This is a genomic window from Thermus hydrothermalis (assembly GCF_022760925.1).
GTDB lineage: Bacteria > Deinococcota > Deinococci > Deinococcales > Thermaceae > Thermus > Thermus hydrothermalis.
The window spans coordinates 141133-162597 of record NZ_JAKTNT010000005.1; the positions used below are offsets into that span (position 1 = coordinate 141133).

The following is a 21465-nucleotide window of genomic DNA, read 5'->3' on the forward strand; positions in this document are numbered from 1 at the left end:
AAAGATGTTGCGCGAAGGTTTCCAGACAGCACGGGAAGGCTTAAAGGATTCCTTTCCTCTCCAACTTTACCATAAGGCGAAAAAGTATTTCTGGGACCCTAAAGCCATTGACTTCTCGGTTGACAAAGAGAGCTTTGCTGCGCTGAACGAAGGGCAGAAAGAAGCTTCGCTCCACTTGGCTTCCCTCTTTGTGTCCGGGGAAGAAGCTGTAACCCTTGACCTGCTTCCCTTGGTTCAGGTGATCGCTCGTGAGGGGCGATTGGAAGAAGAGATGTACCTAACCACCTTCCTCGTGGACGAAGCCAAACACGTAGAATTCTTTGATCTCCTCATTCGGGAGGTGGCCCGAGAAACTAATCTAGAGCGGTTCCATAGCAATAACTACAAAAAGATCTTCTACGAGGAACTTCCGAAAGCAATGGGGCGGCTTTTGGACGATCCCTCCCCGGAAGCGCAAGCAGAAGCCGCAGTTACGTACAACATGATCGTTGAGGGCGTTTTGGCGGAAACAGGCTACTACGCCTATTATCGCGCCGCTGAACTCTTAGGTCAACGGGGCGTGAAGCTTCCCGGAACGATAGAGGGTATTCGCCATGTCCAGCGCGACGAGTCTCGCCATATCGCCTACGGCATTTACCTCCTTTCCCGGTTGCTCGCAGAAAACCCATCCTTGTGGGAGATCGTGGAGCGCCGAATGAACTACCTTCTTCCCTACGCCCTCGGCGTCGTTCAAGACATTTTCCGCGCCTACCCGCAGGGGTTTCCCCTTCAACTAGAAGTCGGGGAGTTCGTCAACTATGCCATGGGCCAGTTCCAAAAGCGCTACCGGCGATTGGAGCTGGCTCGCAACCAGAGCCTAAAAGAGATTGAACAAATTGCCTTAGAAATGGAGGAAGGAGAAGCTTAAACCATGGTCATCAACGTCCCGCGTCAAATTGACGAGTTCCTGAAGCGCGTTGGACCGCTTTACATTGGGGGTAGGTTCGTAGAAGCTGAGGACGGGGAGCGCTTCCCTGTCCTCAACCCAGCTACGAAGGAGGTCCTCGCCTGGGTAGCGCGGGCCAAAGCTCCCGATGTAGACCAGGCTGTTCTCGCTGCTGAAAGGGCCCTTCAGGGCTCATGGGGACGGACAAGCCCCGACGAAAGGGGCCGCTTGCTTTTCCGGCTCGCGGAGCTTATAGAGGAGCACGCCGAAGCCCTCGCCATTCTGGAAGCCCTTAACGTCGGCAAGCCCTATATTGAGGCTCGGACCGCAGATATTCCCCTGGCTGCACAACACTTTCGCTATTTTGCCGGATGGAGTACCAAATGGTCAGGGGAAGTTCTCCCGGTCTCTCTCCCAGGAAACTACCTTGCCTACACCCGGCGCGAACCCTTAGGCGTGATCGGAGCAATTACCCCTTGGAACTTCCCCCTCCTCATTACGAGCTGGAAGTTAGCCCCCGCCCTTGCTGCAGGGAACACCGTGGTGTTAAAGCCTTCTGAACTTACCCCCCTTACCGCCTTGTACCTTGCTGAACTCATCGAAGCAGCTGGCTTCCCCAAGGGAGTAGTAAACATCGTACCGGGTTTCGGTCCAGAAGCAGGAGAGGCGCTTGTTCTGCATCCAAGGGTTGCGAAAATATCCTTCACTGGTTCGCCTGAGGTTGGCAAGTCTATCCTCAAAAAGTCAGCAGAGCACCTAAAGCGTGTTACCCTAGAACTTGGGGGAAAGTCGCCCAACATTGTATTGGAAGATGCGGATCCACAAAAAGTAGTCCGTGGCGTACTTTTTGCCGCCTTCTTTAACCAGGGCGAAGTCTGCGCTGCTGGTAGCCGCCTTTTTGTACCCAAAAGCTACCTGGACACCTTCATGAACACATTCCTGGATGCAGTTAAAAACATCCGCCAGGGACACCCGCTAGATCCGGCTACCCAAATGGGACCGTTAATCAGCGAGGAACATAGAGAACGGGTACTCTCCTATATTCGGAAAGGAAAGGAGGAAGGCGCTGAGCTTCTATTGGGTGGGGAACCCAACCATTCGCTTAAGGGATTCTACGTCAAACCCACGGTTTTCCTGGCTGAGGATCACCACACGATCGCGCAGGAAGAAATCTTCGGACCTGTTCTCACCATTCTCCCCTACGAGAATTTAACTGAAGCCGTTCAGCGGGCCAACGCAACCCGTTATGGCCTGGCTGCAGGCGTCTGGGGCGAAGATCTAAAGCAAGCGATCCGCGTAGCGCACAGCCTAAAGGCTGGCACCGTTTGGGTCAACGGCTACCTTCTCCTAGATGCCACCAGCCCGTGGGGTGGCTTCAAGGAAAGTGGGCTGGGTAGGGAAATGGGCCGCTATGCCCTAGAACACTATACGGAAGTGAAAAGCATTTGGCTAAACTTGAGCTAACGGTCTGCGAAAAGAAACAGCGTTTCCATTAAGGCCTCCGGATAGTCCCGGGGCCTTAAACCTTTCTTTTCCAGGCGGAAGCCGGGGGGGTACTGGGTCATCTCCACGCGGAAGGGAAGGCCTTTAAGCCCCCGGGCATCGTAGTCCAAGGGCCATTGGGCGAAGATGGCCTGGAGATGGGTGAGGTCCTCCGTGATGGAGACCACCCCTTTGCGCTCGGCCACCAGGCGGAGCCGGGCCAGGTTCACGAAGTTCTCCGCCTCCTCGGGCAAGGGGCCATAGCGCTCCTTGAGCTCCCGCACCAGCCGGGAGAGCTCCGCCAAACTCCTCGCCTCGGCGAAGCGGCCATAATAGCGGCTCCGCGCCTCGAGGCTCCCCACGTATTCCGCCGGCAGGCGGGCGGAAAGGGCCAGGTCCAGGGTGACGTGGGGCCTTTCCTCCTTCACCTCCCCCTTGAGCTTGCGGATGGCCTCCTCCAGAAGCTCGGTATAGACCTCCAGGGAGAGGGCCCGGATGTGCCCGTGCTGTTCGGGGCCCAGGAGGTTCCCCACCCCCCGGATCTCCATGTCCTTCTCCGCCAGGAGGTGGCCCGAGCCCAGGTCGGAGAGGTCGGCGATGGCGCTAAGGCGCTTCTCCGCCGCCTCCGTGAGCCTGGGCGGGTGGAAGAGGTAGGCGTAGGCCTCCTGGTCCCGGCGGCCCACCCGGCCCCGGAGCTGGTAAAGGGTGGCCAGGCCCAGCCGGTCCGCCCGCTCAATGAGGATGGTGTTGGCCTCGGGCACGTCCAGGCCCGACTCAATGATGGTGGTGGCCAAGAGCACATCGTAAGCCCCTTCGGCGAAGAGGAGCATCGTCTCCTCAATGAGGCTTTCCGGCATCTGCCCGTGGACCACCCCGATGCGGGCCTCGGGGACGAGGTTTTCCAGGTAGCGCCGCCTGGCCTCAATGGAGGCCACCCGGTCGTGAACGTAGAAGACCTTGCCGCCCCTTTCCAACTCCTGAAGGATGGCCTCCCGCACGAGGAGGGGGTCAAAGGGGGCAAGAAAGGTGCGGATGGGTTTCCGCCCCGGGGGCGGGGTCTGGATGCTGGAGAGGTCCTTTAGGCCCACCAAGGCGCTGTAGAGGGTCCGGGGGATGGGCGTGGCGGAGAGGTAAAGGGTGTCCACCTCCGCCTTGAGCTCCCGGATCCTCTCCTTCTGAGCCACCCCGAAGCGGTGCTCCTCGTCCACGATGAGGAGGCCCAGGTCCTTGAAGCGCACGTCCGGCTGCAGGAGGCGGTGGGTGCCGATGACGATGTCCACCGTGCCCTCCGCCAAGCCCTTGAGGATTTCTGCCTCCTCCTTCTCCGGGGTAAAGCGGGAAAGCACCGCCACCCGCACGGGAAGCCCTTGGTAGCGCTCGCGGAAGGTCTTGCCGTGCTGTTCGGCGAGCAGGGTGGTGGGAACCAGGAAAGCCACCTGGGCCCCGTGTCCCACCACCCGGTGGGCCGCCCTTAGGGCCACCTCCGTCTTGCCAAAGCCCACGTCCCCCGAAACCAGGCGGTCCATGGGGTGGGGGCTTTCCAGGTCCCTTAGAACCTCCTCGAGGGCCCGCTTCTGGTCAGGGGTGAGCTGGTAGGGGAACCCGCCCTCTATGAGGGGATCCCACTCGGGCAAGGGAGGAAAGGCCCGGCCTGGGGTGGCCTTGCGCTTGGCCTGAAGGACCAGGAGGCGCCCCGCCAGCTCCTCCACGTCCTTCCTCGCCCTTTCCTTGACCCGTTGCCACTCGTTTTTGCCAAGGGAGGAGAGCTCCGGAGGGTCATCCGTGGTGCCGGGGTGGCGCCGGAGGAGGGGTAGCTGCTCCACGGGAAGGTAAAGCCGCCCCTCTCCCTTGTAGCGCAGGACCAAGTAGTCCCGCTTGGCCCGGAGAACCTCCCGGGTTTCCAAGCCCAAGAACTGGCCGATGCCGTACTCGGGGTGGATGAGGTAGTCCCCCGGGGTAAGGGCCCCAGGGTCGGCCAGGCCTTCCCCTTTGCGCAACCTCGCCCGCACACCTCCCGTGGCGAAGACCAAGGCTTCGGTGAGGAGAACATGCTCCCCCCACTCCGCCCCTCCCTCAAAGGCCCCTGGGAGGAGGGAGAGACGCCCCTTGGGACCCGGAAACTGCTCCACCACCTGGGGCCTAAAGGCCCCAAAGCGTCTACTCAAGAACTCCAAGGTGCGGGCATGGCCCACGAAGAGGTGGACCCGCTTGCCCTCCGCAAGCCAGCGGGCCAGGTCCTTCTCCAAGGCCTTCAGGCTTCCCCGGTAGGGGGAGAGGGGGCGCACCCCAAGCTCCATGGGGGGTAGCTCCACCCCGCTCCCCAAGGCCACCAGGGGCCGCCCCTCCAGGAGGGGCCAGAGGGCCTTGGGGGCCAGGGCAGGGGTGTCCAGGTAGACGGGCCCCGGGAAGTGGCGGATCTTGTGGCTTGAGAAGGTTTCCGCTTTCCCCGGCTTGGGCAGGAGGACGTGGCGGCGCTTTTCCGTCCCCGCCACCAAGAGCCTTTCCAGCTCGTCCCCAAAGAACTCCAGCCGCACCTCCCCGAGCTCCAACACCTCCCCCAGGACCCGGTAGTCCTCGTCCCGGGCGTAGCCCATCTGGAGGAGGCGGGAAAGGAGGGCTTCCCGCGGGTAACGCCGCCCCACTTCCAGGACTAAGCGCCAGGCCTCGGGGTTTTCGGGAAAGGGGGCCAGGGCCTCCTCGTAGGAGAAGAGAAAAAGGGCCTTCTCCTCCAGAGCCTCGAGGCCTGGGTTCACGTAGACAGGTACCCCAAAGGCGGAAAGATCTTGGTAGCGCTTCAAGCGCTCCTCCGGAGCCAAGAGGACCGCCGGGGGTGTTTCCCGGGCAAAAAGCCAAGCCGCCGCCACCTGGGGCAGGCTTAAGCGGTGGCCATAGAGGGTATGGAGAAGGGTATCCATGGGCTGGCCCAAAGGGCCACCCGTCATTCTACCGAATAGGCGTGCACGGCCAAAGCGCCAAGCCCCACGTTAGCGGCGATGGTGGCCCCCGAACGGGTAATGCGGCCCCGTTCCAGCCGCAAAGCGCTTTCCAAGGCTTTCTTTAGCCCCTCAATCCATTCGCTCTTGGCATCGGTGTGGGCGATGGTGATGCGGGCCGCACGCCCCCTAAACTCGTCCAGGACCAACCGGGCTAACACCTCGGGCACGGCGTTTTCCCGCGCTACCCTCAGGAAGCGGATATGCCCCTTCTCAATGCGCAGGATGGGCCGAAGGCCCAAAAGGTTCCCCACCACCTCGCCGAAGCGGGGCAAGCGGCCGTTGCGGGCCAGGTGGGAGAGGTCCGCCACGCTGAAGTAGAGGCTGGAACGCTTAAGCCTCTCTAGCTCCCGCACCACCTCCTCTTCCTCTGCCCCGCCTTTCAGCATCTCCACCGCCCGGAGCACCATGGCCCCAAGCCCGGCGGACACCATGCCCGAGTCCACCACCCGGATCCGGGTAGGAGCCACCTTCAAGGCCGCCTCCCGGGCCCGTTCCACGGTCTTGGAAAGCTCCCCGGACACGTGGATGGAAAGGAGGCGATCATATACCTGAAGGTGCCGCTCATACACCTCAGCGAAATCCTCCACACTGGGGGGCTCGGTGACGGGCTCAGCCCCCGCCCGCATGGCCTGGTAAAGGGCATCCGGGGTGAGCTCTTGCCAGTCCTTGTACCTGCGCCCGGCCAGGTGGACGTAAATGGGCACAAGGCCCACCGCTTCTTCCTGGAGGACCTTGGGCGATAGGTCCGCCGCCGTGTCGGTCACGAGGCCCAGTTCCACGCCCCCTATCTTATACTGGGTCAAAAGGTTATGGGCTATAATGGCGCCTCGGGTTGTTCCATGCTTCTCGTGACCGGTTTTGAACCCTTCGGCGGCCTAGACCACAACCCCTCCGCCGCCCTCCTCGCCCTCCTTCCAGAAGGCGTAGGGGGTAGGCCCATCCAGACGGCCCTTCTCCCTGTGGACACCGAAGCGCTCCCGGAAGCCTTGCGGGCCCTTCACGCCCGAAACCCCCAAGCCGTCCTGCACCTTGGCCTAGCGGAAAACCGCCCCCTCCTCACCTTAGAACGCTTGGCGGTCAACCTCCTGGACTTTGAGCGGCCGGACAACAGGGGCGTCCTCAAGGAGGACGAAGCGGTGGTGCCAGGGGGACCTCTGGCCCTCCCCGCCCGCTTTCCCGTCAAGGAGGGCGTGCGGCGGCTTCGCGAAGCGGGCATCCCCGCCCGGATAAGCCTCTCCGCAGGAAGCTACCTGTGCAACCAGGCCTTTTACCTCTCCCTTTACCACCTGCCGCCAAGCGTCCCCGTGGCCTTCGTCCACCTGCCTCCCGATGAGGCGCTGGCCTTGAAACGGGGAGGACCCTACGTACCCCTACGGGAGCAGGCCCGAGCCGTACATCTTCTTTTGGAGATGCTGTGAGGGTGCTCTTCCTTACCGATGCTCTAACGATCGGCGGAAGTGAGGTTTATCTGCGGGAAATGTTGCCCCGGCTTAGAGACCTGGGCCTTCGCCCCGAGGCCGCCCTACCCTCTGCGCCAGGCAACCTGCCCATCCGTCAGTCCTTAGCGCAAGCAGGCATTCCCATTTATGCCTATACCCGCCTCAACGAACTGCCCCGAACCTTTGACCTGGTGGTGGCTTCAGCCTGGTACCCCCATAGTTACCGCGCTTTTCATGCACGCTTCCCGGATTTCGTCCCTCTGGTGCACGACCAAATAGAAATCTTTTACCCGTTGGGAGGCCGCTACCTCTACAGGCTCGGGTACCGCCTACTTCAAGCCCCTAACCTTCGGCGGGCACGTGCGGTCATCACCGTTTCCAACTGGGCTGCGCGTTGGTTAAGAGATGTCCACAGCGTGAAGCGAGTTTACCCTGTGCCCAACGGGGTGGACACGCACCGTTTCCGACCGCCCCTTCCGGGGGAAAAGGAATATCTACGAACACGTTACAACCTTCAAGGCCCGGTGGTTTTGGTCCCCGCACGAATGAGCCCGGAAAAGAACCACCTCGCTGTGCTCCTGACCGCTCGGCTGCTTCCCCAGGTCACCTTTCTCCTGGTGGGTACCGGGGAGCTCCTTACGGTATGGCGAAGCTTTGCCCGGGCCCTCAACCTCCAAAACGTGTTTTTTCTCGGGCGGAGAGAGGATATGCCCGAGCTTTATCGGGTTGCCGACGCCATGCTTCTCCCCACCCTGGGGGAAAACCAATCCCTGGCTACCCTCGAGGCCATGGCCTCGGGGCTTCCCGTGGTCACCAGCCCTATTCCTGCCCAAAAGGAACTCCTTAAAAATGGGGTAGAGGGGTTCACCGTCCCCACCTCCCCTTGCCACCTTGCCCGCGCCCTGACCCAAGCCCTGGCAAGCCCAGAACTTGGAGTGAACGGACGCAAGCGGGTCCTAAGGGAGCATACTCTCCCTGAGGCCGCAGCGCGTCTAAAGAACGTTCTTTCGGAGATAGCCCATGCTTAGGGTCGCGTTTTTAACGGATGCTCCTCGGGTTGCGGGGAGCGAAATATGGTTGCTTGAAACCCTTCCCCACTTAACCGCTTACGGGATCCGGCCCATCCTTTACCTACCCCATAACCCGAAGCTTCGGTTTTTGGTCCAGGCGCTAAACGAAAAGGGCATACCCACCACCACGTACACCCGCCTGAAAGAACTCGTTTCCTCTACCCAGGAAGCCCATGTACGAGTAATCCAGGCCTGGTTCCCCTCCACCTATGGACTTCTGGCCCACATATCCCGCCCGAGGAGCGTGTTTCTCCACGATCAATTGGAGTACCACTATCCCTTGGGCCTGAAGGGGTTATATCGCTTTGTGTACCGAATGACCAAAGCACGCAAGGTGGCCTTAGCGGACCGCATCTTTGTGGGCACGCATTGGGCAGCCGACTATGTACGCCGTCATTTTGGCCTAGAGGCTCACGTGATTCCCGTAGGCGTTGATCCCAACCGCTTTCATCCTCCCAGTCCAGAAGAACGTGCCTCCTTACGGAGGAAACTTGGACTCACGCGCTTCACGCTCCTCACGCCGGCGCGCTTCACGCCTGAGAAAAACCAACTCGCCATCGTGCTCGCAGCCCTTCACGTGGAAGCCGACTTTCTCCTGGCGGGTGAAGGCACTTGGGCATATCCCCTCCGCTGGCTTGCCCAAGCCCTGAGGGCATCCAACGTGCGCTTTTTGGGAAACCGAAACGATATCCCAGAACTCTACCGAGCCGTGGATGCCGTCCTCTTCCCCACCCTCGCAGACAATCCAGGCCTCGTCATCCTGGAAGGCATGGCCTCGGGCCTTCCTGTCATCGCCAGCGCCCATCCCCCACAAAAGGAGGTTCTTTCACCTAGCGAAGGCATACTCATTGAACCTTCCCCACGGGCTATCGCTGAGGCAGTACGCTGGCTCATGGACAATCCCCTGGAGGCTAAGCGCATGGGCAAAAACGGAAGAGCGCGCATTTTAAAGGAAAGGACGAGCGCCCTAAGCGCTAAGGTCCTGGCCCAGGAACTAGAGCGCCTGGCATTACAATCTAGCTAATGCGCCTTTACCGCGTGGGCCTCTTCACCGACGTCTACTTCCCCAACCCCAATGGGGTTACCACGAGCGTCTACCTCCTCCTGCGGGAACTTCGCCGCATGGGGCACGAGGCTTGGGTCATCGCCCCCAGGCACCCCGAGGCCCCGGCTCAGGAGGAAGGGGTGGTGCGGGTGCCCTCGGTGGCCTACCCCTTTTACGAGGGCCAGCAGATCGCCCTGCCTTCCGCCAAGTACCTGCCCACGGAGTTTGAGCTCATCCACACCCACACCCCCCTAACCCTAGGGGTCTGGGGGCTTCGCATCGCCCGCAACAAGGGCCTACCCCACGTGTCCACCTTCCACACCCACTACGAGAAGTACGCCCACTACGTGCCGGGCCTGGCCATCCTGGACAAGTACACGGGGATCGTCCCCCGCCTGGCCAAGGCCTTTTACAACCGGGTGGAGGTGGTGATCGCCCCCACGGAGCCGGTGAAACGCCTGGCGGAAAGCTACGGCATAGAAAGGCCCATCCGGGTCATCCCCACGGGGATTGACACGCGGCTTTTGGAGGAAGCCCCCCTCCCCTCCCCCTCCTCCTGGCCCGAGGGCAAGCGCCGCCTCATCACCGTGGGACGCCTGGGCAAGGAGAAGTCCTTTGACGTGGTGCTGAAGGCCGTGGCGGAGCTGAGCCGGGAGGCGGACGTCTACCTGGTCCATATCGGCGAAGGGCCCGAGTTGCCTGCCCTCGAGGCCTTGGCCCACGGGCTGGGCATCGCCGAGCGGGTGCGCTTCCTGGGCCCTGTGCCCTACCACCGCATCGGGGGCTACTACCGCCTGGCGGAGCTCTTCCTTTTCGCCAGCGAGACCGAAACCCAGGGCCTCGTCATCTGGGAGGCCCAGGCCATGGGGGTCCCGGTGGTGGCGGTGGGGGCGGAAGGGGTGTTGGAGGGGGTGGAGGACGGCAGGACGGGCTACCTGGTTCCCCCCGGGGATTACCGGGCCCTGGCGGAGAAGGCCCTAGCGCTCCTAAGGGACGAGGCCAAACGGCAGGCCATGGCCCTCCAGGCCCGTGCCTGGGCCATGGAGCGCTCGGCGGAGCGCATTGCCGAAAGGATTGTGGCGGTCTACGACGAGGCGAGCGAGATCCTGCGGGCCGAGCCCAGGCGGCTCATCTTTCCCTTTCCCCGCCTTCCCCGAAGTAGCCTCGAGGATCGCCCAGGAGGTTTCTAGCTTGCCTCAGGAGAAACCTCCCCCACCCTCCCTTTAGCCTCCGGGCCGAGGTGAGGACCAAGGCCTCGGGCACGTAGCGCACGGAGCCAAGCCGGGCGAGTTGGTAACCCAAAAGCACGTCCTCCCGGGCCTCCACCTCGGGAAAGCCGCCCACCCGAAGGGCGGCCTCCTTGAGAACCATCATGTTGGCCCCCGCCAGGTTGGGCCTTCCCAAGAGGGCCATGAGGCGCAGAAAGGCCCGGTACCCCCACTCGGAAAAAGCGGCCTCCCAAGGGGAAACGCCGTAGAAGCGCAAAGGCCCGTAGAGGGCCAAAGCGCCCTCCGCCCGGCGCGAAAGGGCGGCGAGCCAGTGGGGTAAGGGCCTGGAGTCCGCATCCGTCATGGCCACCCACTCCCCCCGGGCGGCGAGAAGCCCCGCCTGGCGGGCATAGGCCACCCCTTTGCGGGCGCAGTGGACCACCCGCACCCCAAAACCCTCCGCCACCTCCCGGGTGCGGTCGGTGGAGGCGTTGTCCACCACGATGACCTCAAAAGGGGGAAGGGCTTGCCCCAAGACGGCCTCGAGGGCCCCGGCCAGGTAGGCCTCCTCGTTGTGGGCGGGGATCACCACGCTGATGCGCACGGGTATACTCTAGCGTGTTTCGCCTCTTGCCGTGGGCCAGGGAAGGCCTGTTCGTCTTCCTTCGCCTCGTCTTGGCCGTGGGCCTCATGGAGGGGGTAAGGAGCGGGTTTTTCGCCGGGCTTTTGCCCTTCTACGCCCCCGACCGCCTCCACCTGGGCCCCGGGGTCTTCACCCTGGCCTACACCCTCCACCAACTGGCGGAAAACCTCTCCAAAAGCTTCGGGGGCCTCCTGGCGGAGCGGGTGGGCTTCGGCAAGAGCGCCACCCTGGCGGGAGGGGTGGGGCTTTTGGTCCTCCTCCTCACGCCGCAAGCGGAAGCCGCCTGGATCCTCTGGGCCCTTGCCATCCTCTGGGGCCTTTCCCTCTCCACCCTTTACCCGGGGCTCATGACCCTGGCGAGCCGCATCGCCGTGCCTGGGCGGGAGGCCCGGGCGCTTTCCTTCACCCTCACCCTGGTCCTGCCCTGGGCGGGCATCGGCCTCGTGGGGGTGGGGCAGGTGGCCCAACGTCACGCCGAGGCGGCCCTCACCCTCCTCCTCCTGGCCCAGGGAGCGGCCTTCCTCCTCACCCTAAGCCTCCTTGGCTTCCGCATCCCCCTGCCCCCTCCTAAGCGGGAGGCGTACCCTTGGGGCCGCCTTCTCCTTTTCCTTCCCGCCGCCTTCGGCCAGACCTTCGCCCCCGCTTTGGTCTCCCTCTTCCTCCTCCGGTACGCCAAGGAGCGGCTTGGCCTCGAGCCCCTGGCCCTGGGGGGGTTTCTCCTCCTGGGAGGGGGGCTCGCCTTTGGCCTCCTTCCCTTCACCGGCCGGTTGGTGGACCGCCGGGGCTACCGTTTGGCCCTTTTGGGAGGGCTTTTCCTCCTCGCCCTGGTCATGTTGCGCCTCTCCAGCGCCAAAAGCTTGCCCGAGGTGGCCCTCCTCGCCGTCCTAGGGGGCATGGGCTATAGCCTCTTCCTGCCCGGTTGGAACGGCTTCTTGGCCAAAAACCTCCCCGAGGAGAACCGGGCCGCCGTCTGGGGCGGGCTCATGACCGTGGAGGGGCTTGGGGTGGCCTTGGGGCCGGCGGTGGGAGGCCTCCTTTGGGAAGCCTTTGGCCCGCAAGCGCCTTTCCTTGCGGGCGGCGCCACCTTCCTCGCCTTGGGGGTCTTTTACGCTCTCGTTCTAAGGAGGGAACGATGGACCTAGCCCTTGGCCTCGTCCTCCTCCTTTACGGGCTTTCCGACCTCCTCTTCCGCTTCCTGGGCCTTGGGGCCTACGCCCACGGAAGCCGGCGCGAGCCCAAGGTGGCCCTGACCTTTGACGATGGCCCCTCGGAAAGGACCGAGGCCCTTCTCGCCCTCCTCCGCCGCCACGGGGTAAAGGCCACCTTCTTCCTCACGGGGGAAAGGGCGAGGGCTTTTCCCCACCTGGTGGAGGCCATCCGGAAGGATGGGCACCAGGTGGAGGACCACGGGGCGTACCACCGGGCCTGGGCGCTCCTCATCCCATGGGTGGAGTGGCGGCACATGGCGCAAACCCCCGCCCGGTACTACCGCCCGCCCCACGGCCTCCATACCCCCTTCACCCGGCTCTTCGCCAGGGCCCTGGGCAAGCGCATCGCCCTTTGGGACCTGGAAGGCAAGGACTGGCTTCCCCTCCCCCCCGAGGCCCTGGCGGAAAGGCTCCTTTACTACCTGCGTCCAGGCTCGGTGGTCCTCCTCCACGATGGCCCCGAGCGCACCCTAAGGCTTTTGGAAACCGCCTTGCCCAAGATGCTCGCCCTGGGTTACCGGCCTGTAACCCTGGACGAGCTAAACCCCCTTCCCCTCACCCCCAGGCTCGCCCTCATCCGGGGCCTCCAGGGGTTTGAGGAGCGCTACAACCTCCGCCACCGGGTGGAACGGGCGGGGCTTGGCCCCTTTGACCTCTTCCGGGTGGAGAAAAAGCCTTTCCCCGGGCCGAGCCTCCCGGGCCTGCCCCAAGGGACCCCCGCCCTGGAGCTCCACCTGGAAAGCCAGAGGGCCATGGAGCTATCCCCTTTGGAGGCCATCCGCTACACCCGGGAAAGCCTTAAGAAGGTGGCCCTGCGCGTGGCCCAGGACCCCGAGGTGCGGCTCGTGTACGGCTACACCTCCTTAGCCCCCGGCAGCAGGCTCTTCGGTTTTGCCACCGCCCCCCTCCCCCCCCTCCCCCGCCTGGTGGCGAGCCTGGCCAGCGCCTGGTTCTACTGGCTTTACCGGGGGGAACTCCCCAAGCGGGAGAACCTTTGCGCAAGCCTCGCCTACCTCACCCGGGAGGAGCTTTTACGGCGATACCCACCGTCCACTCCCGCTTCCCCAGGCCCGGAAGGCGGTGAACCCTAAACCCCGCCCGCTTCAGGGCCCGGCGGAAGGCCCCTTGCGCTGAGTAGGTGGCAAGCCGCCCCCTGGGCCTGAGGGCCTGCCGAAGCCCAAGGAGCACGGGGAGCTCCCAGGCCTCGGGGTTGGCCTTGGGGCTAAAGGGGTCCAGAAACACCGCCGTGGCCCAGGCCCGGGGGAGGCGCACCTCCCGTATGTCCCCAAAAAGCAGGCGTAGCTCCCCCCAAGGCCCCACGAAGCGCTCGGCGGGCCAGGCCTCGAGGATCTCCCTAAACACCCTTTCCGCCCGGGAGAGGGGAAGGGCGAGCCCCGCAAGCACCTCCTTCGGCAAAGGCTCCTTCTCCACCGCCAGGTAGCGAAGCCGCACCCCCCGCTCCAGGGCGCTTTCCAGGGCCGCCCGGAAGTTCACCCCGAGGCCGAAGCCCACCTCGAGGACCCTAGGGGCGGGGTGGAGGTGGGTCAGGGTCTTCTCCACGTAGAGCCTGCGGGCCTGCAGGAGGGCCCCCTGCCGAGGGTGGTAGGCCTCCCGGTAGCGGGGGTGGTACAGGGTAGGGGTCCCGTCCGCCGTGAGGAAGCGCTCCATCCTGGATAGAATACCCCCATGGAGCTTAGCCTTTGGCAGAAGCTTTCCGGAACCCTGGTGAACGCCCTCACCGTGGTCCTGGGCACGGGGCTTGGGCTCCTCCTCCGCGGCCGGCTTCCCGAGCGCATGGCCCGCATCATGGTCCAGGGGGTGGGGCTCACCACCCTCTTCATCGGGCTCTCCATGGCCCAGGCCCTGGGCCGGGCCAAGGGGGGGAATATAGACGGGGTGGTCCTGGGGCTCCTCGCCCTGGTGGCGGGGGGGCTTTTGGGGGAGTGGGCCCGGCTGGAGGACGGGCTGGAGAACGTAGGGGAAAAGATCAAACAGGCGGTGCGGGGGGGCGGAAGCTTCACCGAGGGCTTCGTGGCGGCGAGCCTCCTCTTCTGCGTGGGGCCCATGACCCTCCTCGGCTCCATCCAAAACGGCCTCACCGGGGATGCGAGCCTCCTCCTCCTCAAGGCCACCCTGGACGGCATGAGCGCCATCGCCCTGACGAGCTCCTTCGGGATTGGGGTGGGGTTTAGCACCCTGGTTATCCTCCTCTACCAGGGAGGGGTGGCCCTCCTGGCGGGGACCCTAAGCCAGGCCCTCCCCGACCCCGCCCAGGACCCCCGGGTCCTCCTCACCACGGGGGTGGGGGGGCTCATGGTCCTCGGGGTAGGCGTTAACCTTCTTGGGCTCACCAAGGTGCGGGTGGGCTCCTTCCTCCCCGCCCTCCTCCTTGCCCCCCTCGTGTGGTGGCTCGCCGACCTCCTGACGTAGAATGCCCACCATGGAGCTATCCCTTGACCTCCTGCGCAAGCTGGAGGGGCTCGCCAAAATCCGGCTTTCCCCAGAGGAGGAGGCCCTCCTCCTCCAAGACCTGAAGCGCATCCTGGACTTCGTGGACGCCCTCCCCCAGGTGGAAGGGATAGAGGAGGAGGCCCCCACGGGCCGCCTGCGGGAGGACGAACCCGCCCCTTCCCTCCCCCAGGCGGAGGCCCTGGCGCTCGCCCCCGAACGGGAGGAGGGGTTCTTCCGCGTGCCCCCCGTCTTGGAGTAGCCATGGTGGACCTAAAGCGCCTGCGTAAGGAGCCGGAGGTCTTCCGCAAGGCCATCCGGGAAAAGGGCATCGCCTTGGACCTGGACGCCCTCCTGGCCCTGGACCAGGAGGTGCAGGGCCTGAAGCAACGCCTACAGGACCTGCAGACGGAGCGGAACCGCATCGCCAAGGAGGTACCCAAGGCGCCCCCGGAGGCCAAGGAGGCCCTCATCGCCCGGGGGAAGGCCCTGGGGGAGGAGGTGAAGGGGCTGGAGGAGGCCTTAAGGGAAAAGGAAGCGCGCCTCACCGAGCTCCTCCTCCAGGTGCCCCTTCCCCCTTGGCCCGGGGCCCCCATAGGGGAGGACGACAGCGCCAACGTGGAGATCAAGCGGGTGGGAAGCCCGAGAACGTTTTCCTTCCCGCCCCTGGACCACGTGGCCCTCATGGAGCGGAATGGCTGGTGGGAGCCTAGGATTAGCAAGGTTTCGGGAAGCCGCTCCTACGCCCTAAGGGGCGACCTCGCCCTCTACGAGATGGCCCTCCTCCGCTTCGCCATGGACTTCATGGCCAAGCGGGGCTTCCTGCCCATGACCCTTCCCTCCTACGCCCGGGAGATGGCCTTCGTGGGCACGGGCCACTTCCCCGCCGCCAGGGACCAGGTCTGGGCCATCGCCGGCACCGACCTCTACCTCACGGGCACGGCGGAGGTGGTCCTAAACGCCCTCCATAGCGGGGAGATCCTGGCCTACGAGGAGCTGCCCAAGCGCTACGCCGGCTACGCCCCCGCCTTCCGCTCGGAGGCGGGAAGCTTCGGCAAGGACGTGCGGGGGCTTCTTAGGGTCCACCAGTTCCACAAGGTGGAGCAGTACGTCCTCACCGAGGCGAGCCTCGAGGCCTCGGACCGGGCCTTCCAGGAGCTTTTGCAAAACGCCGAGGAGATCCTGACGCTCTTGGAGCTCCCTTACCGGCTCCTCGAGGTCTCCACCGGGGACATGGGCCCGGGGAAGTGGCGGCAGGTGGACCTGGAGGTCTGGCTCCCCTCGGAGGGGCGCTACCGGGAAACCCACTCCTGCTCCGCCCTCCTGGACTGGCAGGCGCGGCGGGCGGGGCTACGCTACCGCGACCCCGAGGGCCGGGTCCGGTACGCCTACACCCTCAACAACACCGCCCTGGCCACCCCCCGCATCCTGGCCATGCTCCTGGAAAACCACCAGTTGGAAGACGGAAGGGTGCGGGTGCCCGAGGCCCTGGTCCCCTACATGGGGAAGGAGGTGTTGGAGCCATGCGGCTAGAGGGGGCGGAGCTCCGGATCCTAGAGCTTCCCCTGAAGTTCCGCTTTGAAACGAGCTTCGGGGTGCAGACAAAGCGCACCATCCTCCTCCTCAGGCTCTTTGGCGAGGGCCTCGAGGGCCTTGGGGAAGGGGTGATGGAAAGGCTTCCCCTTTACCGGGAGGAAACGGTGGAAGGCGCCCGGTACCTCCTGGAGGAGGTCTTCCTGCCCCAGGTCCTGGGCCGGGACTTCCCAAACCCCGAGGCCCTTGGACAGGCGCTTTCCCCTTTCCGCGGAAACCCCATGGCCAAGGCGGTCCTGGAGATGGCCTTTTACGACCTCTACGCCAAGGGCCTCGCTAAGCCCCTTTACCAGGTCCTGGGCGGGGTGCGGCGGGAGGTGGAGGTGGGGGTTTCCTTGGGCATCCAGCCCACGGTGGCGGACACGCTGAAGGCGGTGGAACGGCACCTGGCCCAGGGCTACCGCCGCATCAAGCTCAAGATCAAGCCGGGCTGGGACTACGAGGTCCTAAAGGCGGTGCGCCAGGCCTTCCCCGAGGCCACCCTCACCGCCGACGCCAACTCCGCCTACCGCCTCGCTGACTTCGCCCGCCTGAAGCGGCTGGACGAGCTTGGGCTGGACTACATTGAGCAACCCCTGGGCTACGACGACCTCCTGGACCACGCCAAGCTGCAACGGGAGCTCGCCACCCCCATCTGCCTGGACGAGAGCCTCACCTCCAAGGAGAAGGCGAGGAAGGCCATTGAGCTTGGGGCGGGGCGGGTCTTCAACATCAAGCCCGCCCGGCTCGGCGGGCACACGGAAAGCCTCAAGGTCCACGCCCTGGCCGAGGCCGCCGGCATCCCCTTGTGGATGGGGGGGATGCTGGAGGCGGGGGTGGGGCGGGCCCACAACCTGCACCTGGCGAGCCTCCCCGGCTTCACCAAACCGGGGGACGTGAGCTCGGCGAGCCGCTACTGGGAGGAGGACATCGTGGAGGAAGCCCTCGAGGCCCAAGAAGGCCTCATGCCCGTGCCCCAGGGGCCGGGGATTGGGGTGCACCTGAAGCTCCCCTTCGTGGAGCGGATCACCCTATGGAAGCGGTACTTGTCCGCGAGCTAAAGGGCTGGGAGGAGATGGAGGAGGTGGTGGCCCTCCAGGAGGCCATCTGGGGGCGGGACGCCCGGGACCTGGTCCCCCGGGGCCTCCTCATCGCCGCCCAGGACGAGGGGGGTCTGGTGGCGGGGGCTTTCCTCGGGGGAAGGATGGTGGGCTTCGTCTTCGGCTTCCCCACGGCGGACCCAACCCGGCACCACTCCCACATGCTGGGAGTCCTGGAGGCCCACCGGGGCACGGGGGCGGCCCTTCTCCTAAAACGCTTCCAACGGGACTGGTGCCTGGTCCGGGGCGTGCGGCAGGTGGTCTGGACCTTTGACCCCTTGAGGGGGGTGAACGCCAACTTCAACCTGCGGAAGCTCGGGGCCACCGCCAGGACCTACCTCCCGGACCACTACGGCCCCATGACCGGCATCAACGCCGGGGCCCCTTCGGACCGGCTTCTCGCCGAGTGGGACCTCCTCGCCCCGAGGGTCTACCAAAGGATCTACGCCCCGCCCCCCACGCCAACGGGGGAAGGCCTTCCCCAGGCGAACCGGGTGGAAGGGGACGTGCCCGTGGAAGCCCGCCTGGACCTCGAGGCCCCAAGGCTTCTCTTCCAGATCCCCGAGGACTGGGGGCGGATCCTGCGGGAGGACCCCGCCTTGGCCCTAACGTGGCGGGAGCATAGCCGCCTGGTCCTCGGCCACTACTTCGCCCGAGGCTTTGTGGCGGTGGACTTCCTGCGCCACCCGAACCGCTATGTCCTGGCTAAAGACGGAGCTTTGGACCGCTGAGGTGGTCTACGCCGGCTTCGGCACCCCCATGCTCCGGGGGGCCTTGGCGGTGCAGGGAGGGCACGTGGTGGGGGTGGGAAGCCTGGCGGAGCTTAAGGCCCGCTTTCCCGAGGCACCCGTGGTGGCCAAAGGCAAGGCCCTCCTCCCCCCGCCCGTGAACGCCCACACCCACCTGGACCTAAGCCTCCTGCCCCTTTACCGAGGGCCTTTTGCCGGCTTTCTCTCCCACGTGGTGGCCCACCGGGAAAGCCGGGGGCTTTTGGGGGCGAGGTGGGGGCTAGAGGAGCTTCTGGCCACCGGGGTGGGCGCCTTCGCCGACATCGTCTTCAAGGACGAGGTGATGGACTTCCTCCTCCTGGAAAGCCCGCTTCCCGGCGTGGCCTTCTACGAGGTCTTCGCCCCGGACCCCCTGGAGGCGGAGGAGGTCTTCGCCCGGGTGAAGGCCAAGGTGGCGGCGTGGCGGAAGCGGGAGGGGAGGGTGAAGGTGGGGCTTTCCCCCCACGCCCCCTACTCCGTGAGCCTGCCCCTCCTCAAGCGGCTCGCCCAGTACGCCCAGGCCGAGGGCATCCCCCTCATGGTCCATGCGGCGGAAAGCCCGGAGGAGGTGGCCTTCCTCCGGGAGGGAACGGGCCCCTTGGCCGAGGTGCACCGCCGCTTTAGCCAAGCCCCCTTCACGCCCCCAGGCCTCACCCCGGTGCGGCTCCTCCACGCACTGGGGGTCCTCGGCCCCACCACCCTTCTCGTGCACGGGGTCCAGGTGGACGAGGAGGAGGTGGCCCTCCTCGCCGAAACCGGGACCAAGGTGGTGCTCTGCCCCCGCTCCAACCAGAACCTGGCGGTGGGCGAGGCGCCCATCCCCCTCTACGCCCGGTACGGGGTGGAGCTCGCCCTGGGCACGGACTCCCGGGCGAGCAGCCCCGACCTGGACGTGCGCCAGGAGGCCCTTTTCCTCTGGGGCAAGGCGGACCCCCGCCTCCTGGTCCGGGCCCTAACCCGAGGGGGGTATAGGGCCTTGGGCCTCCCCACGCCCCGGATTACCCGGGGAACGCCCGTTTCTCTGGTACACTCCCTCTGATGCGCCCCTTGGGCCGCGGCCCCCACCTTTCCCTGCCTTCCTTCTGGGACGAGGAGGTGCGCCACACCGGGCCCCTCATCCTCTATAGCGCCTTCACCGGGGCCTTGGCGGGGCTTCTGGTGGCCCTGCTGAACCTTGCCCTGCGGCCCCTGGCCGAAGGGGTAGGCAACCTTTTCGGCTACCTGGCCCCCGAGCCCCCGGGGGAAGGGGGGCTCCTCCAGGCCTTCACGGGGCCAGCTCTCTGGCCCCTCGCCTTCCTCCTCCCGCCCCTTTACGCCCTCACGAGCTACCTGGGCACCGGGCAGGGGCTCGCCGCCCTTCTGCGCCAGGCGCGGGAAGGGACCCCGGCCCCCCGGCTCGCCCACCCCCGGGCGGTCCTGGGCGGGGCGTTGCAGATCGCCCTCTACTCCCCCATGGGCCGGGAGGGGCCTTTCGGGGTTTTGGGGCTTTGGCTGGGGCTCCTTTTGGACCGCCGCTTTCCCCGCTTGGGCGGAGGGTTAGCCTTTGCCGGGCTTGCCGCCGGGCTCGGGGCCGCCCTCCACGCCCCGGTGGCGGGGGCCCTCCTCGCCACGGAGATCCTCTACCGCTCCCTCCTCCTCGAGGCCCGGGCCCTCACCCCCGCCCTCATCGGGGCCCTTTCGGGCTTCGCCGTCTACGGAGCCTTTTTCGGCTATGAGCCCCTCCTTCCCTTTCCCGTGCGCCTGGACCTGGCAAGCCTCCCCGCAGGCCTCCTCCTGGGGGTTTTGGCCGCCGCCTTGGCCACCCTGTGGACCGAGGGGGGAAGGGCCCTTGCCGCCTGGCTTAAGCCCCTCCCTTTCCCCCTCCGCCACGCCCTCCTGGGCCTTGCCCTCGCCCTCGCCCTCCTCTTCCTCCCCGAGGCCTTGGGAAACGGCCTCGGCTGGGTGGCGGTGGCCACCACGCCCCTCCTCGCCCCTTGGGCGCTTTTCTACCTCCTCCTCGCCAAGCTCCTCCTCCTCATCCTGGCCCTGGGGGTAAGGGCGTACGGGGGGCCCTTCACCCCGGCCCTGGTCCTAGGGGGGCTTTTGGGCGCCTTCCTCGCCCACCTGGCCGGGCCCTTCAACCTTCCGGCCGAGGCCTTGGCCCTGGCGGGCGGGGTGGCGGTCCTGGCCGGGGTGGCCCGGGCCCCCTTCGCCGGCCTGGCCCTGGCGGCGGAGTGGGGCGGGTACGCAAGCCTCCCCTTAGCCCTGCCCGCCGTCTTCCTGGCCTACGCCCTGACCCCCGCCCACGACCCGGAGGAGGGCCTTAAGGAAGCGCCGGCCACGCCGGAGGGGCATCCGTCTGAAACGCCTCCGCAAAGCGAACCCCCGCCTCGAGGCCCAGAAGCCGCCGCCGGGCCCGAAACTCCTCCAGGCTAAAGGGCCAGCGGTAAAACTCCCGGTAAAACTGAAAGACCGCCTCCGCCACCTCCTGGGTGGAGGTGGTGTCCACGTACACCCAGGGGCGGGCAAGCTCCTTCCGGGGGTAATGGTAGAGCCTTACGGGCTTCCGGTGGGCCTCCCCCACCAGCTTGGGGATGCGGCAAAGCTTCAAGGCGGAAAGCACCGCCTGGTGGGTGGCCCGGTGGTCGGGGTGGACATCCAGGGGGTCCCAGGTGAGGACGGCGTCGGGGCGGAACTCCGCCATGATCCGGGCCAGGGCCAAGGCCTCCTCCCTTCCCCCGGTGAGGAGGGTGTCGCCGAAGGGCAAAAAGCGGTGCTCGGCGCCGATAAGCCCCGCCACATGGGCCCCGTGCCCCTCCCGCACCCGCGCCACCTCTTCAGGAGGAGCCTCGCCGAACTGGCTCGCCAGCTCCCCCTTGGTCATCCAGACGAGCATCACCCGGTCGCCCCTCCTAGCGTGCAGGGCCAGGGTCCCCGCCGCTCCAATCTCGTCATCGGGGTGGGCAAACACGGCGAGAAGGTTCATGGGCTAGAGTCTACCCGCCTTGCCCCAGGAGGGGAAACCCCTTAGCATGGGGCCTAATATGGTACGGGGCATACGGGGCGCCATCACCGTGGAGGAGGACACGCCAGAGGCCATCCACCAGGCCACGCGGGAACTTCTCCTGAAGATGCTGGAGGCCAACGGCATCCAAAGCCACGAGGAGCTTGCCGCCATCATCTTCACCGTGACGGAGGACCTCACCTCCGCCTTTCCGGCGGAGGCCGCCCGGCAGATCGGCATGCACCGGGTGCCCCTCCTCTCCGCCCGGGAGGTACCGGTGCCGGGAAGCCTCCCCCGGGTTATCCGGGTCCTGGCCCTGTGGAACACCGACACCCCCCAGGACCGGGTACGCCACGTCTACCTACGGGAGGCGGTAAAGCTCCGCCCCGACCTGGAAAGCGCCCAGTAGCCTAAAAGCCCAACACCTCCGCCCAAGGGGTGGGCTCCTTGGGGCTCACGTAGCCGGTGTCCATCTGGGCGAGTTGGAGCCGCCCCGAATACTCCTCGTTCACCGCATGCCAGTAAGTGTAACCCAAGTTGCTACCCAGCCATCTTCTGGGTCAGGAGACTGATGTTATG

The 21465-nt window shown here is 65.6% G+C and carries 21 protein-coding genes and 1 pseudogene; 17 read left to right on the top strand and 5 right to left on the bottom strand.

Annotation, left to right across the window (positions count from 1 at the left end):
• The first annotated feature begins 4 nt into the window (after positions 1-4).
• Both L0C60_RS04805 and L0C60_RS04810 read left to right on the top strand, forming a co-directional pair.
• Positions 5-907, top strand: a complete 903-nt coding sequence (locus tag L0C60_RS04805; protein WP_234503860.1) for a R2-like ligand-binding oxidase — start codon at positions 5-7, stop codon at positions 905-907.
• 3 nt (positions 908-910) lie between these two features.
• Positions 911-2389: an aldehyde dehydrogenase family protein gene (locus tag L0C60_RS04810; protein ID WP_234503857.1), complete on the top strand. Its 1479-nt coding sequence runs from the start codon at positions 911-913 to the stop codon at positions 2387-2389.
• Here the strand turns inward: L0C60_RS04810 and mfd are convergent.
• Both mfd and L0C60_RS04820 read right to left on the bottom strand, forming a co-directional pair.
• Complete coding sequence (gene mfd / locus L0C60_RS04815; RefSeq protein ID WP_234503855.1) at positions 2386-5322, bottom strand: transcription-repair coupling factor; 2937 nt, start codon at positions 5320-5322, stop codon at positions 2386-2388. The genes L0C60_RS04810 and mfd overlap by 4 nt on opposite strands.
• Positions 5323-5345: 23 nt before the next feature.
• Positions 5346-6182: a DegV family protein gene (locus L0C60_RS04820; RefSeq protein ID WP_234503853.1), complete on the bottom strand. Its 837-nt coding sequence runs from the start codon at positions 6180-6182 to the stop codon at positions 5346-5348.
• 60 nt (positions 6183-6242) lie between these two features.
• On the opposite strand from L0C60_RS04820, the gene L0C60_RS04825 reads away from it, so the two are divergent.
• From L0C60_RS04825 to L0C60_RS04845, 5 genes and pseudogenes are all read left to right on the top strand, one after another.
• Positions 6243-6821, top strand: coding sequence for a pyroglutamyl-peptidase I (locus L0C60_RS04825; protein ID WP_234503851.1), 579 nt, complete (start codon positions 6243-6245; stop codon positions 6819-6821).
• A 59-nt stretch (positions 6822-6880) separates the two neighbouring features.
• A pseudogene (locus L0C60_RS12960) lies at positions 6881-7243 on the top strand (glycosyltransferase family 4 protein); the annotation flags it as partial.
• Between the two features lie 144 nt (positions 7244-7387).
• Positions 7388-7870, top strand: a complete 483-nt coding sequence (locus L0C60_RS12965; RefSeq protein ID WP_234504137.1) for a glycosyltransferase family 4 protein — start codon at positions 7388-7390, stop codon at positions 7868-7870.
• Entirely contained in the window at positions 7863-8936 is a 1074-nt protein-coding gene (locus L0C60_RS04840; protein ID WP_234503849.1) for a glycosyltransferase family 4 protein, read from the top strand. Before L0C60_RS12965 ends, L0C60_RS04840 begins: the two co-directional genes overlap by 8 nt.
• Entirely contained in the window at positions 8936-10147 is a 1212-nt protein-coding gene (locus tag L0C60_RS04845; RefSeq protein ID WP_234503846.1) for a glycosyltransferase family 4 protein, read from the top strand. The genes L0C60_RS04840 and L0C60_RS04845 overlap by 1 nt, the downstream gene beginning before the upstream one ends.
• On the opposite strand, the gene L0C60_RS04850 is transcribed toward L0C60_RS04845, so the two are convergent.
• Positions 10086-10769 carry a glycosyltransferase family 2 protein gene (locus L0C60_RS04850; protein ID WP_234503843.1) on the bottom strand — a complete coding sequence of 228 codons (684 nt, stop codon included), beginning with the start codon at positions 10767-10769 and terminating at the stop codon, positions 10086-10088. The genes L0C60_RS04845 and L0C60_RS04850 overlap by 62 nt on opposite strands.
• Before the next feature lie 14 nt (positions 10770-10783).
• Here L0C60_RS04850 and L0C60_RS04855 point away from each other — a divergent pair, with 14 nt between their 5' ends.
• Positions 10784-11950, top strand: a complete 1167-nt coding sequence (locus tag L0C60_RS04855) for an MFS transporter (protein WP_234503840.1) — start codon at positions 10784-10786, stop codon at positions 11948-11950.
• Entirely contained in the window at positions 11941-13107 is a 1167-nt protein-coding gene (locus tag L0C60_RS04860; protein WP_234503837.1) for a polysaccharide deacetylase family protein, read from the top strand. The genes L0C60_RS04855 and L0C60_RS04860 overlap by 10 nt, the downstream gene beginning before the upstream one ends.
• Here L0C60_RS04860 and mnmC2 read toward each other — a convergent pair.
• Complete coding sequence (mnmC2, locus tag L0C60_RS04865) at positions 13031-13684, bottom strand: tRNA (5-methylaminomethyl-2-thiouridine)(34)-methyltransferase MnmC2 (protein ID WP_234503834.1); 654 nt, start codon at positions 13682-13684, stop codon at positions 13031-13033. The two genes, L0C60_RS04860 and mnmC2, sit on opposite strands and share 77 nt — an antisense overlap.
• An 18-nt stretch (positions 13685-13702) precedes the next feature.
• Here mnmC2 and L0C60_RS04870 point away from each other — a divergent pair, with 18 nt between their 5' ends.
• From L0C60_RS04870 to L0C60_RS04900, 7 genes are read left to right on the top strand one after another with little or no spacing between them, the layout of a single operon-like run.
• A complete protein-coding gene (locus tag L0C60_RS04870) occupies positions 13703-14446 on the top strand; it encodes a DUF554 domain-containing protein (protein WP_234503820.1) in 744 nt (247 codons plus the stop codon).
• Positions 14447-14456: 10 nt separating this feature from the next.
• The gene (gene gatC, locus L0C60_RS04875; RefSeq protein ID WP_234503818.1) at positions 14457-14726 is read left to right on the top strand and encodes an Asp-tRNA(Asn)/Glu-tRNA(Gln) amidotransferase subunit GatC; all 270 of its coding nucleotides are present in this window, start codon (positions 14457-14459) and stop codon (positions 14724-14726) included.
• A gap of 2 nt (positions 14727-14728) precedes the next feature.
• Positions 14729-15997 carry a serine--tRNA ligase gene (gene serS / locus L0C60_RS04880; protein WP_234503816.1) on the top strand — a complete coding sequence of 423 codons (1269 nt, stop codon included), beginning with the start codon at positions 14729-14731 and terminating at the stop codon, positions 15995-15997.
• A complete protein-coding gene (menC, locus tag L0C60_RS04885; protein ID WP_234503815.1) occupies positions 15988-17097 on the top strand; it encodes an o-succinylbenzoate synthase in 1110 nt (369 codons plus the stop codon). The genes serS and menC overlap by 10 nt, the downstream gene beginning before the upstream one ends.
• A complete protein-coding gene (locus L0C60_RS04890; RefSeq protein WP_234503813.1) occupies positions 17070-17867 on the top strand; it encodes a GNAT family N-acetyltransferase in 798 nt (265 codons plus the stop codon). The genes menC and L0C60_RS04890 overlap by 28 nt, the downstream gene beginning before the upstream one ends.
• A complete protein-coding gene (locus tag L0C60_RS04895; protein WP_234503800.1) occupies positions 17833-18942 on the top strand; it encodes an amidohydrolase family protein in 1110 nt (369 codons plus the stop codon). Before L0C60_RS04890 ends, L0C60_RS04895 begins: the two co-directional genes overlap by 35 nt.
• Positions 18942-20318 carry a chloride channel protein gene (locus L0C60_RS04900; protein WP_234503798.1) on the top strand — a complete coding sequence of 459 codons (1377 nt, stop codon included), beginning with the start codon at positions 18942-18944 and terminating at the stop codon, positions 20316-20318. Before L0C60_RS04895 ends, L0C60_RS04900 begins: the two co-directional genes overlap by 1 nt.
• On the opposite strand, the gene L0C60_RS04905 is transcribed toward L0C60_RS04900, so the two are convergent.
• Positions 20206-20868, bottom strand: coding sequence for a PIG-L deacetylase family protein (locus tag L0C60_RS04905; protein ID WP_234503796.1), 663 nt, complete (start codon positions 20866-20868; stop codon positions 20206-20208). The two genes, L0C60_RS04900 and L0C60_RS04905, sit on opposite strands and share 113 nt — an antisense overlap.
• 58 nt (positions 20869-20926) lie before the next feature.
• Between L0C60_RS04905 and aroH the strand changes: the two genes are divergently transcribed.
• Positions 20927-21295: a chorismate mutase gene (aroH, locus tag L0C60_RS04910; RefSeq protein WP_234503795.1), complete on the top strand. Its 369-nt coding sequence runs from the start codon at positions 20927-20929 to the stop codon at positions 21293-21295.
• The last annotated feature ends 170 nt before the right edge of the window (positions 21296-21465 follow it).